12 protein-coding genes and 1 other RNA gene are annotated in these 12,576 nt (G+C 53.3%); 4 read left to right on the plus strand and 9 right to left on the minus strand.

Features of this window, described 5'->3' with window-relative positions; genetic code table 11:
- Position 1 precedes the first annotated feature (1 nt).
- The 8 genes from fmt to FGI41_RS09415 all read right to left on the minus strand — a co-directional run bounded on the left by fmt (position 2) and on the right by FGI41_RS09415 (position 7,433).
- The gene (gene fmt / locus FGI41_RS09380; RefSeq protein WP_139490179.1) at positions 2-931 is read right to left on the minus strand and encodes a methionyl-tRNA formyltransferase; all 930 of its coding nucleotides are present in this window, start codon (positions 929-931) and stop codon (positions 2-4) included.
- A gap of 30 nt (positions 932-961) precedes the next feature.
- Positions 962-1,438, minus strand: a complete 477-nt coding sequence (gene def / locus FGI41_RS09385; protein WP_139489820.1) for a peptide deformylase — start codon at positions 1,436-1,438, stop codon at positions 962-964.
- A 32-nt stretch (positions 1,439-1,470) separates the two neighbouring features.
- A complete protein-coding gene (gene priA / locus FGI41_RS09390; protein WP_139490180.1) occupies positions 1,471-3,987 on the minus strand; it encodes a primosomal protein N' in 2,517 nt (838 codons plus the stop codon).
- A gap of 14 nt (positions 3,988-4,001) precedes the next feature.
- Positions 4,002-5,312, minus strand: a complete 1,311-nt coding sequence (coaBC, locus tag FGI41_RS09395; RefSeq protein ID WP_139489822.1) for a bifunctional phosphopantothenoylcysteine decarboxylase/phosphopantothenate--cysteine ligase CoaBC — start codon at positions 5,310-5,312, stop codon at positions 4,002-4,004.
- Positions 5,313-5,409: 97 nt separating this feature from the next.
- Entirely contained in the window at positions 5,410-5,622 is a 213-nt protein-coding gene (gene rpoZ / locus FGI41_RS09400; protein ID WP_139489824.1) for a DNA-directed RNA polymerase subunit omega, read from the minus strand.
- 5 nt (positions 5,623-5,627) lie between these two features.
- A complete protein-coding gene (gene gmk / locus FGI41_RS09405; protein WP_139489826.1) occupies positions 5,628-6,242 on the minus strand; it encodes a guanylate kinase in 615 nt (204 codons plus the stop codon).
- 21 nt (positions 6,243-6,263) lie between these two features.
- Positions 6,264-6,527, minus strand: coding sequence for an extracellular matrix/biofilm regulator RemA (remA, locus tag FGI41_RS09410; RefSeq protein WP_139489828.1), 264 nt, complete (start codon positions 6,525-6,527; stop codon positions 6,264-6,266).
- A 24-nt stretch (positions 6,528-6,551) separates the two neighbouring features.
- Entirely contained in the window at positions 6,552-7,433 is an 882-nt protein-coding gene (locus tag FGI41_RS09415) for a YicC/YloC family endoribonuclease (RefSeq protein ID WP_139489829.1), read from the minus strand.
- A gap of 176 nt (positions 7,434-7,609) precedes the next feature.
- Here FGI41_RS09415 and FGI41_RS09420 point away from each other — a divergent pair, with 176 nt between their 5' ends.
- The 4 genes from FGI41_RS09420 to FGI41_RS25275 all read left to right on the plus strand — a co-directional run bounded on the left by FGI41_RS09420 (position 7,610) and on the right by FGI41_RS25275 (position 11,755).
- Entirely contained in the window at positions 7,610-9,343 is a 1,734-nt protein-coding gene (locus tag FGI41_RS09420) for an Rqc2 family fibronectin-binding protein (protein ID WP_139489831.1), read from the plus strand.
- 38 nt (positions 9,344-9,381) lie between these two features.
- Positions 9,382-9,735 carry a DUF2512 family protein gene (locus FGI41_RS09425; protein WP_255298401.1) on the plus strand — a complete coding sequence of 118 codons (354 nt, stop codon included), beginning with the start codon at positions 9,382-9,384 and terminating at the stop codon, positions 9,733-9,735.
- A gap of 57 nt (positions 9,736-9,792) precedes the next feature.
- Positions 9,793-10,302: a hypothetical protein gene (locus FGI41_RS09430; protein ID WP_139489833.1), complete on the plus strand. Its 510-nt coding sequence runs from the start codon at positions 9,793-9,795 to the stop codon at positions 10,300-10,302.
- Between the two features lie 193 nt (positions 10,303-10,495).
- Positions 10,496-11,755, plus strand: coding sequence for a stalk domain-containing protein (locus FGI41_RS25275; RefSeq protein WP_255298402.1), 1,260 nt, complete (start codon positions 10,496-10,498; stop codon positions 11,753-11,755).
- Positions 11,756-12,222: 467 nt separating this feature from the next.
- On the opposite strand, the gene ssrS is transcribed toward FGI41_RS25275, so the two are convergent.
- Positions 12,223-12,414, minus strand: a non-coding RNA gene (gene ssrS, locus FGI41_RS09440) — 6S RNA.
- Positions 12,415-12,576 lie beyond the last annotated feature (162 nt).

A 12,576-nucleotide genomic window follows, 5' to 3' on the forward strand; every position in this document is an offset into this window, starting at 1 on the left:
GCTATTCGACTCCTAACATCGTACCAGCCTGTAAGTTGCTGCCTGCACCGCGCAGATAGTCGAAGACGCTCATGCGCTTTTTGCCTTCGGGCTGGATTTCCATAAGCTTGACCGTCCCCTCGCCACACGCCACGATCAGTCCGTCCTCTTCACGGCTGATGATGGTGCCTGGTGTACCTTGGGAACCTGTCTCTTTTATTTTTTCTACCCACCAGATTTTCCATACCTTGCCCTCGCAGGTGGTATAGGCGACCGGCCATGGGTTGAGACCGCGCACTTGGTTGTAGATGGCGGTGGCTGGTTTGTTCCAGTCGATTTTTTCATCGGTGCGTTTGATATTCGGGGCAAACGTCGCCTCATCGTGGTTCTGCGGTACCGCTGTGATCTCGCCTGCCAGAAGCTGTGGCACAGTTTCGATCAGAAGCTTCGCACCTGCCACGGCTAATTTGTCATGCAAAAGACCCACGGTGTCGCGCTCCTCAATCGGGACGACGACCTTGGAGAGCATGTCCCCTGCGTCAAGTGCTTCCACCATGTACATGATCGTGACGCCTGATTCTTTTTCCCCGTCTACGATGCACTTGTGGATTGGTGCACCCCCGCGGTATTTAGGCAAAAGGGAGGCGTGGACGTTGATACAGCCATGCTTAGGCACGTCTAACAACGCTTTCGGCAAGATTTGGCCGTAAGCGGCGGTGACGATCAGGTCTGGCTGGATCGCCATGATCTCGGCGAGTGCTTCGGGCTGCTTGATTTTTTCAGGCTGGTAGACCGGGAGATTGTGCTTCTCCGCCGTTTCCTTGACAGGCGGCGGGGTCATCACTTGCTTGCGGCCTACTGGACGGTCTGGCTGGGTCACGACACCGACGACATCATACCCGGCCTCGATGAGTGCTTCGAGGCTCTGGGTAGCGAAGTCAGGCGTCCCCATGAACAGAATGCGGACGTGATCGGTCAAGGCTTATTCCCCTTCCTCTTTCTTCGCTGGATAGACACGGTCAGCGATGTCGATGAATAGGACGCCATTGAGGTGGTCCAGCTCATGCTGGATGCAGCGGGAGGTCAGGTCGACGCCTTCGAATTCAAAGGTTTCGCCGTGGCGGTTCTGTGCACGGACTTTGACCCAGAGGTGGCGGCGGACATCACCGTAGAGACCTGGGATGGACAGGCAGCCTTCTGGATGGTTCTCGAACTGCTGGTCACGGTGCTCGATGATTTCTGGATTGATGAACTCAACTGGGCCGTCACCGCAATCGAGAACGAAGACGCGCTTGAGGATGCCGACTTGTGGGGCAGCAAGTCCTACGCCGTCTGCTTCGTACATGGTTTCTACCATATCGTCTAACAACTTGTGCAGGTTTTCGTTAAATTTGGTCACTTCTTTTGCTTTTTCTCTGAGCACCGGGTCTGGGTGCTTTACGATGGTGCGAATCGCCATGGTGGTGGCCTCCTTTTATCTTCAATCATTGCTTATAAAAGCATCTGTGGGTCAGGATCGATCGTCAATGTTACTTTCTGCGATTTCATCCAATCATCGAACTGGGCACTGGTCTGGGCCAGCAGATCCGTGATTTTGGGTTCATCCCGATATTTTAGCATGATCTGGAACCGAAATCTATCTTTGATCCGGGCAATCGGTGACGGGCAAGGGCCGATCAGCTGTGTCGTCGGGGCAAGCCGTGGTCTCAAATACCCGGCAAAATTCTCAGCGGCCCGCATCAAGACAGGCACATCCTCGTGAGAGAAGGTGATCAGCACCAGACGGTAGAACGGCGGGTACTGCCGCTCTTTGCGCATCACCATCTCCCTCTGATAAAAGCCTACGTAATCATGCTCGGTCGCGTGCACGATACTGTAATGCTCCGGCGAGTACGTCTGTACGACGACCTCCCCTTTCAACTCATGCCGTCCGGCGCGGCCTGCTACCTGTGTGAGCAGCTGAAAGGTCTTCTCAGCAGCGCGGAAGTCAGGCAGGTTGAGCGAGGTGTCGGCGGCGATGACTCCGACCAACGTGATCCGAGGGAAGTCCAGCCCTTTGGCGATCATCTGGGTACCGAGCAGGATATCGGCCTGACCGTTGCGAAACTGGGTCAAGAGCTGTTCGTGGGCGCCTTTTTTCGAAGTGGTGTCGACATCCATCCGTATGACGCGGACTCCTGGGAACAGCTTGGCCAGCTCCTCCTCGACGCGCTGTGTGCCTGTACCGAAGAAGCGGATGTGCTGGCTTTGGCACTCGGGACAATTGTTCGGCTGTGGGATGGTATACGAGCAGTAATGGCAGCGAACCGTGTTGTTGGTACGGTGATACGTAAGCGAGATGTCACAATGCGGACAGCGCAGCGTATGACCGCACTCCCGGCACATGACAAAGGTGGAAAAGCCGCGCCGGTTGAGGAACAGCACGATCTGCTCCTTCTTTTGCAGACGGTCTTGGATCATCTCGTGGAGACGGCGGGAAAACATCGAGACGTTCTTGTCACGCAGCTCATCACGCATATCGACGATGTGGATCTTCGGAAGCGGACGGTTGCCGACCCGTTCTGCCATCGTCAAGAGCTCGTAGCGTCCGCGTGTTGCCAGCGCATACGTCTCCAGCGCCGGAGTGGCACTCCCGAGGATCAGTACCGCGTCATTAGCCTTCGCCCGCCATGTCGCCACATCGCGAGCATGGTAGCGAGGGGTCTCTTCCTGTTTGTATGTGCTCTCGTGCTCCTCGTCGATGATGATCAGGCCCAGATTGCGGAACGGGGCAAAAATCGCCGAACGCGCCCCCACCACTACCTGTACCTGACGACGCAGGATTTTGCGCCATTCGTCATAGCGCTCCCCTTGGGACAAAGCACTGTGGATCACGGCTACATTATCTCCGAAGCGACCTTTGAACCGCTCCACCATCTGCGGTGTCAGCGAGATCTCGGGTACGAGAAAGATCGCTTCCTTTCCTTTTGCCAAGGTCTGCTCAATCGCTTCCATATAGACCTCGGTCTTCCCGCTCCCTGTCACCCCATGCAGTAAAAAGGAAGCAAACCGATCCTCATAAATCGGCGGCAGGATCGCGGCAAGCGCCCGTGCCTGCTCAGGTGTCGGTTGGTACTTCTGGGGGGTAGGGAACTTGCGGTCTGCGTATGGGTCACGGTAGACCTCGATCTGCTCGGTCTTCACCCAGCCTTTTTTCTCCATCGTGTTAATCGTGGAGCGCGTGATGTTAAGCAGCTCCATCACATCAGCGATAGGCACAGGCTCTGTCTTACGCACGAGCAAAAGCAACACATGCTTCATCCGCTCCGAACGTGGGGGCAGGTCTTCGACGATCTGCTGTACCTCTTCACGCGGCAGGGTGAGGCTGACGTGTGCTACTTTTTTGCGGGTGATCCGGTCTTTCACCTGATATTCAGTGGCGATCCATCCGGCTTTGATCCATCCGGGGACGAGCATGAACTCTTCGGAAAAGCGCTTCTCCGCCTCCCCCATCTGGATCGCGCCGTGATCTGCCACATAGCGGAGCATGCCGTAGGTGGATGCAAGCTCTGGCGTGAGGCTTTCGGTGGCGACAAGCCATTTCTCGGCCTTGCCTTTGAGCACAGCAGGCAGCATCGCGGTGAGCGCCATCGTCCACGGGCAGAGATACTGTCGGCCCATCCACTCGCCCATGCGGATCAACTCTGTGGTCAGCGGCGGTTCATCGTCGAGGACGGAGAGTACCTCTTTGAGCTTGGTGGCGGCTGGTTCGGGCAGGTCTTCATCCGCGAACAGTCCAAGGCCATAGGTGGCTGGTTCATCAGTCGGATCAGCGGATGTGGCTGTGGATGGGTTAGCAGATGCATGTCCGATCAGCTCCACCACATAGCCCTGCAGCTTGCGCGGGCCGAAGGGAACGACGACACGGCTTCCCTCTTGGATCAGCGGAGCCAGCCAGTCGGGGACGAGGTAATCAAAGGGGCGGTTCGTGCGGTTCGTCGGTACGTCAACGATGACTTTGGCGATCAATCGCATCCCTTGGGCTACCTCGTCATGCTTGCCTGTATTTTGGTCAGGGCCACATCAAACAGCTTATCCGCCACCGCACGCTTGCTCATCTTGTCCAACGCGACCTGATCCCCATCTTTACTAAAAATCGTAACGATATTGGTATCGCCGCCCATGCCGGCACCTTCCTGCAGCACATTGTTGGCTACGATCATGTCCAGATTTTTGCGGGCGATCTTATCTAGTGCGTACTTGGCGAGATCCTGTGTCTCAGCGGCAAAGCCGATCAAGAATTGATTATGCTTCTGCTCGCCCAAGGTTCGCAGGATATCCGGGGCTTTTTCCATCTCGATGGTCAGTTCATCCCCGGTTTTCTTCATCTTATGTTCGTAGGTGACCTTCGGGCGGTAGTCGGAGACAGCGGCAGATTTGACAACCACATCAGTCACAGGGTACACCGCCAGACAGGCATCCAGCATCTCCTGTACCGATTCAACCGCGACAAAAGTAACCCCATCCGGCTTCGGCAATGCGGTTGGTCCGCTCACCAAGACAACCTCTGCCCCACGGTCGCGGGCTGCTTCTGCGATCGCGTAGCCCATTTTGCCGGAAGCGTGGTTGGTGATGTAGCGCACAGGGTCGATCTTCTCTCGGGTGGGGCCTGCGGTGACGAGGATTTTGAGTCCAGCGAGATCGCGTGCGTGGGTGATGGACGATCCAGTGGATGCTGATGGGTTCAAATACGGTTGATCCACAGCCACAGCAGGTGCATCCGATACAGGATGAACCTCCTCCTGCCCCGCAAAATACTGCTTCACCACTTCCACAATCTCTTCCGGCTCTGCCAGCCGTCCCCTTCCTACCCAGCCACATGCCAGAAACCCCTCGCCCGGCTCGATAAAACGGTAGCCCCATCCGCGAAGCTTGTCCATGTTCTGCATCACCGCTGGATGTGCGTACATATTCACATTCATGGCCGGTGCGATCATCACAGGTGCTTTGGTCGCAAGCAGGGTGGTGGTCAGCATATCATCGGCGATGCCGTGGGCCAGCTTGCCGAGCAGGTTGGCTGTAGCGGGTGCGACCAGTACGAGGTCGGCGCGGTCAGCCAGGTCGATATGGGCGATCACACTCACGTCAGGCTCGGTGAAGGTGTCTGTATACACAGGCAGATGGGACAGCGCTTGAAAAGTCAGCGGTTGAACGAACTTCTGCGCCCCCTCCGTCATGATCACATACACCTTCGCTCCGGCCTGTGTCAGCTTGCTGGTCAGTGCTGCCGCTTTGTAAGCCGCGATGCCGCCTGTGACGCCCAGCACGATGATTTTGTCTTGTAACGGTAGCATCCTACCCTCTCCTCTCACATCGATACATCCATCCATTCCGCCATCTGCCGCTTGGCGCAAAAAAACAACCTGCGGTCAGGTTGTTTCCGTGTCTAACTTAGGATTGTGGACGAATGTTGTTGTTTTCGAAAACCAGTTTGTCTTCGATGATTTCTTCGAGTGCCTGACCGACGAACTTTTTGGAGAACGGACGGGTCAGCTGCAGATTGTTTTCTTGGCGCAGTTGGCGTGCACGCTTGGACGCGATGGTCACGAGGATGTATTTGCTTTCTACCTTGTCAGTCAATTTATCAATAGATGGGAATAGCATGAGATTTAGACCTCCTTGATCATCTTACGGTATTTGTGAATCTGACGGTCTTTTTTCAGGTGCTCGGCCGTCACGATGGACTTGATGCGCTCACACGCTGATTCAACCACGTCGTTGACCACGACATAATCGTATTTTTCCATGAGTTCAATCTCGACCTTGGCCATCTCCATACGGTTGCGGATGGACTCTTCTGTCTCGGTGCCACGGCCGACGATGCGGTTGTGCAATTCGGACAGGTCTGGCGGTGCGAGGAACAAAAACGTACCTTGTGGGAACTTTTCTTTGACCTGCAATGCGCCTTGTACCTCGATCTCAAGGACAACATCGCGTCCACTTGCCAGTGTCTCTTCGACGAACTTGCGCGGGGTTCCGTAGTAGTTGCCTACGTATTCGGCCCATTCGAGCAGCTCATCGTTTTGGATCATGTGCTGGAACTCTTCTTTTGACTTGAAAAAATAATTAACTCCATCCACTTCACCCTCGCGTGGTTTGCGGGTGGTGGCGGAGACGGAATACACCAGCTCTGGCATGTACTGGCGCAGCGCCTTACATACGGTGCCTTTGCCCACGCCGGATGGACCGGACAGGACTAACAGGAGACCACTATCGTTCCCCATAATGTTGCTTCAACTCCTACTCTATTCATCAGGATCGTCATCTTTATTATTGCCCAGACGCTGTGCCACGGTCTCAGGCTGTACCGCCGAAAGAATCACGTGATCCGAATCGGTGATAATCACCGCCCGGGTACGGCGTCCATATGTAGCATCAACCAGCATACTGCGATCACGCGCTTCCTGGATGATCCGCTTGATCGGTGCGGATTCAGGACTTACGATCGAGATGATGCGGTTCGCATTAACGATATTGCCAAAGCCTATGTTAATGAGTTTAATTGCCATGTCGCTCCCCAATCCTTTCTTCCCTCACTCGACGTTCTGAACCTGCTCTCTCATCTTTTCCAGTTCGGTTTTGATTTCCACAGCGAGGCGTTGGATGGGCAGATGATTCGCTTTGGAAGCGATGGTATTGGCTTCCCGATTCATCTCTTGCAAAAGAAAATCCAGCTTGCGGCCCACTGCTTCCGTCGCATTCAACTGATCCCAAAATTGGGCGCAGTGACTGGCCAATCGCGTCGTCTCTTCAGAGATGTCCGCACGTTCAGCAAACAAGGCAACCTCCTGCATCAGCCGGGACTGATCAGGTACAAGCTCACCGGACAGATCTTGAATCCGCTGGGTCAGCCGCTTCTGATACTCTTCTGTTGCCTGCGGAGAAAACTCCAGAATCTCGTCCGTCCATGTCTGAATCTGCGTGAGGCGCATCGTGAGGTCTTGATTGATCCGCTCCCCTTCGGCTTGCTTCATCTGGTACAGATCAGCTGCCGCTGCCACCACCACTTGGGTCAGCCACTCTTCGATCTCTTCCGGGGTGACCTGTGCCACTTCTTCATGCAGCACGACACCAGGCAGGGTCAGGAGGTCTTTGGCTGTGAGTGGGGCGTGCAGGGAGAAATGTTCGTTCATCTTCGCAGCCGCTTGTGCGTAGAACTCGGCGGCCGTCCAGTCTATGGTGAACGGGGCATGATGATCACGCACCTGCTCCATCGAGATGTGCACCTCGACACGACCCCTGCGGACTTTCTGCGAAACCACGTTCTTGACTTGGGCTTCGAGCACTCCCCATGACTTAGGCAGACGTGTGATGACTTCACAATAGCGATGGTTCACGGCGCGAATCTCGGCCAAAAGCCGAACATTCCCCCTCTGTTCTTCCTTTCTTCCGTACCCAGTCATACTTAGGATCATAGGCTCACACTCTCACAGACATAAAATCGTTAACTTATTATAGGAGACAATGCTTCCCAGTGTCAACTTTTTGCACGGGCAAAAGCAGGCAGGAACCTTGGGCAAATCCGTCCTGATTATGGTACACTAATCAAATATGTTTCATCATACAGGGAGAGAAATTGAGGTGAATCACCATGGCTTTTGACGGTATCGTAACCCGTGCGGTCGTATCAGAATTACAAAAGCTGATCGGCGCACGTATCTATAAAATACATCAGCCACACTCAAGTGACATTGTGATGACGATCCGCGGACAAGGCGGCAACTCGAAGCTTTTGCTCTCAGCCAATCCGACCTATCCGCGCATGCATCTGACGACAGAGGAATTCGTCAATCCACAGGAAGCCCCGATGTTTTGCATGCTTTTGCGAAAGCACTGCGAGGGCGGTGTGATCGAGCGGATCGAACAGGTGGACATGGAGCGGATCGTCCATATCGATGTCAAATCACGGGACGAGCTGGGTGATGTGACCGCCAAACGGATCATCATCGAGATCATGGGGCGGCACAGCAACATTATCCTGCTCGACACGGCAAGCAACACAATTCTGGATTCGGCCCATCACGTCAGCCACGGCGTCAGCCAATACCGCCAAGTCCTGCCAGGCCGTCAGTTCGTCGCACCGCCGAGTCAGAATAAAAAGAACCTGCTCAATGCGACAGAGGGCTCTTTTGTCGGCGAGCTTAACTGGAATGCCGGCAAAGTGGATAAGCAGCTTGTCGACACCTACAGCGGTCTGTCCCCACTGATCGCCCGTGAGATCCTGCACCGGGCCAAGCTGCCTACGCGTGAAGCGATCTGGCGGGAGTTTGACCGCTTCATCCGTCAGGTGCGCGAAGGTGATTATCAGCCGCAGATTGCAGATACCAAGGATAAATCCTTCTTTTATATAGGCGAGCTGACCCATCTGGATGGAACAAAAGTGACACACTATCCGAGTGTGAGTGAGATGCTCCAGCACTTTTTCCAAGACAAAGCGATGCGCGATGTGGTCAAGCAGCGCGTCCACGACCTGATCCGTATCGTCACGAATGAAAAGAACAAGAATGAGAAAAAGATCGAGAAGCTCGAAGAAACGATCTCCGAAGCAGTTGACGCAGAGCGCTTCCGAATCTACGGCGAGCTGATCACAGCCAACATGCACCAGCTGCAAAAAGGCCAGACGGAGCTGACCACGGAGAACTGGTACGATGAGAACGGCGGCACCATCACCATCCCGCTCGATCCATTGAAAACCCCATCTGAAAACCTGCAAGCCTACTATAAAAAGTACAACAAGGCAAAAAACAGCATCCAAGTGGTCGAGGAGCAGATTCAACTTGCCAAAGAAGAATTCGCCTATCTCGACGGGATCCTTGTGCAGCTCTCTGATGCCAGCCTGACAGAAGCAGAGGAAATCCGCGATGAGCTGGTGGAGCAAGGTTACCTGCGCGACCGCCGCAAACGCGGTATGAAAAAGAAAAAAGACACCCGTCCCGAGCTGGATACCTATTACTCCAGTGAAGGTGTGCAGCTCCTCGTCGGCAAAAACAACAAGCAAAACGAATATCTGACCAACAAGCTGGCCTTGGGCTTTGAGACGTGGCTGCATACCAAGGATATCCCCGGCTCACATGTGGTGATCCGTTCCCGGGAGTTCTCTGAGGAAACGCTGCTCGAAGCGGCCAACCTCGCTGCCTACTTCAGCAAGGCTCGCAGCTCCGGTCAGGTTCCGGTCGACTACACCCTGGTCAAGCATGTCAAAAAACCAAACGGCTCCAAACCAGGTTTTGTCATCTATGACAATCAACGGACACTCTACATCACGCCAGACGAGTCACTGATCGAGCGTCTGCGCACCAACCAGCCTGCCAAACAAGACGCATAGCCAAAGGCGGTGTGACCATACTAAGAGCATGAAGGGAGGTGTTTGTCATAAACATCTTACTTAAGCTTTTAGCCAATGGGATCATTGCTGTACCGGGACTGATCTGGTCTGGTACATCGCTTGCCTTCGCTGTAGGGGCGGCAATCGCTCTGTCGCTGATTTCTTATTTCATCGGTGATCAGCTGATTTTGCCCAAAACCAACAATACGTTTGCCAGCACCGCAGATTTCCTGCTGAATTTTACCCTGCTGTGGGCTATGGCTGCGATTTTCAACCAGCTGTACAGCTTAAGCGGACTGTTCTTGACTGCCTTCGCACTCTCGGTTGTTGAATATTTCTACCATGATTATTTGCAGAGAAAAGGCGTACACCACTCGAAGCATCCCGGCTGATCCACGGATCTGGCCTCTTCCTACTACTGAATCATATCAGGCAGGTGACCAACAGTCATGGAAGTAATCGGTATCGTACAGACTGACTTGAATGAGTTCAATATTCTGTTTCAGGAAAGCCAGCAGCAAGACAAGCAAAAAGGCAATCAAAAAGACAAGAACAAGAACAGCGGTGACGGAGGCCAATCCGGCGGCGGTATGGATATGGGCTTCTTCAGCTTCCTCGGCGGTGATGATACGCAGGAGGAAAACCAACAAAGCGGTCATCAAGGCGGTGGCGGTCAAGGCGGCGGCGGAAAAGATGGCAGCAGCCAAGGTGACAAAAGCCAGGAAATGACCGTGCGAATCAAAGGCATCCCCGAAGGTGACAAAGCCACGTTCCTCCAGATGTATCAGCTGATCAACGACGCCAAGGAGAGCAAAGAGCTTGAACAGAAGCTGACCGTCCTCTCCCGCGGCGGCGATGAGCAGAACGGTGGAGGTTCCGGCGGAGAGAAAAAGAAAAAAGAAGGCGGTGCGGGACGCAGCGGCGGTACCCGCTCCATGAGTCAGAGCAAAGGCAGCTAGTCCCCCATCCAAAGAGTCCGGTTTCCCCTGTCGATGATGACAGGTGTGACCGGACTTTTTTTAGGTTTGTATGCTGGTTCTATCGATTCATTCCATTATTATATCCTTGCGCCACTTTATGAGATATAGTACGCTTTTGTGAGTAGCTTTTTTAACGAAATGACTAGATTTCGAGAACGGAGGGTTCTACCCCATGCTAAAACGTAAATCTATGGCGTTGCTTCTGGCCGCGGCACTCTTGCCGACAGGCGCGTACACAGCGACAGAAGCTCTGGCTGCTCCAAAACAAACGGTTGTGCAGACACAGCCGATCCAAGTTCAATACAATGGAAAAGGTCTGGCTTTCCCTGACCAAAAGCCACTGATCCGCAACAGCCGTACCCTCGTACCGATCCGTCCGATCGCCGAGAGTCTTGGCTTCAAGGTAACCTGGAACAATACCACCCGCACCGTCTCCATCTCCAAAGGTGTGACCAACGTGCAGCTGGTGATCGACAAGGCTACCGCTAAGAAAAATAACGAGTCCCTCACACTTGATGCTCCAGCAACGATCGTCAACCAACGCACGATGGTTCCTGTCCGTTTTATCGCGGAAGCACTCAACTATGCGGTGAACTGGGATAATACGACCCGCACCGTCAAAATCGCGGACCGTCAAGTGTATGGCCGCATCGACAATGTAGTCGTCTACCAAGATGAGGCGGACAAGCAGCTCAAAGCCTTCACATTCATCTTCTTCGGCAGCAAGGGCAGTACCGTCGCTGATCTGTATAAGTCCAAAGTGGCTGATGACACACTTTTCGGAAGATATCTAATCGCGAAGTACAGTGACAAGGTGAAGGTTTCGACCAAGGTGATGGATGAAATGATGGCGCTCGTCAACGAACGTACCCTTGACCGTCACAACGGCGATGCTGCTGCGTTGAAACGTGAAATGCAAACGATGGGCATCACCGAGCAGGACGTACGCGATTTTGCCTATCTCGACCTCTTCACCACCGAATATGTGCGCTCTCAGATCACCGATGCTGAGATCTCGGCCTATCACGCGGCCCACAAGGAAGACTTCATCACCTCCTCCGTGCGCCATATCCTCGTCGATACCGAAGAGCAAGCCAAAGCGGCAATCGCCCGCCTGAACAAAGGAGAAAAATTCGCAGACCTCGCGAAGGAGCTCTCCACTGACCCAGGCAGTAAAGACAACGGCGGTCTCTATGAAAACGCAGTTGTCAGCCAATGGGTTCCTGAGTTCAAAAATGCTGTTCTCACCCAAACAATCGGTCAAGTGGGTCAGCCTGTGAAATCTCAATTCGGCTATCATATCATCCTCGTCGAAAATCGTGTCGAGCATCAAGTCTCCAATGAACGTGTACGTGAAGCGATTATGCGTGAATTGGTAGAGGCGAAGACGAAAGAGGTTCGTGAGGAGATTTTTAAGAAGAAAACGAAATAGGGTTTGAGTTAAGTTATTACGAGCTGTCGACGCCAAATGAGGTGTCGGCAGTCTTTTTTTGTTTTTTGGTGGTGGCTCCGGCAGGAGCGTGAGGAGAAGAGCGTGAGGATGATCTGTTTTCCAGTCGCCTTTCCCTCACTTCGTTCAGCCGGTCTTCTTACAAACAGATCATCCTCACGCTCTAGGTGTTTTGACTGGCATTTTAAAAGAATAGAAAGATCGGCGTTCTTCTGGCTCTAGCTGTCATTAGGCATTTTGTTCTTTTGCTTTCTTTATCCACCACAGTGGTCTGAGGAGAGAGTGAGATGTGTTGTAAGGAGACCGGCCCCTCGTAGAGGGGGAAAGGCGACTGGAAAACACATCTCACTCTCTCCTCACTCCCCCTCCCCCCTTCGAGGCAAAAAAGTAGAGGAAAATGAAAAAAAAGCCTACCCAATTACTAATTGGATAGGCTCTTGTTTATGAATAGATGCCCCGCTCTGCCGTCGTGCTAGTATGTTTCTATAACCTGTACTTAACAGGTGGGTGACTGGTCCGCGCCTCTGCCTTCCCATGCGTCCAATAATGGAGGTGGGCCTGACATACTTACGGAGTTCCGTCTCCCTTCGAAACACTTAAGGTTAAAAACATAAAAAGCGTAACGAACATCGCAGGATTATGGACTTGTTTTGTTTCGTTCATTTCGTGATTCACTTGATGTTTATATATTATCACACCGTTTTTGTTTTCTCAACGTAATCTGTTGGCAAATCCGCCAAAGCCTAGGGAGATATTTGTAGTACTTTTTTCACAGGGACAGCCGCGTTTACATAATTTGCAGA

Origin of the sequence: Brevibacillus dissolubilis, assembly GCF_006170445.1 — a bacterium.
Lineage (GTDB): Bacteria > Bacillota > Bacilli > Brevibacillales > Brevibacillaceae > Brevibacillus_B > Brevibacillus_B dissolubilis.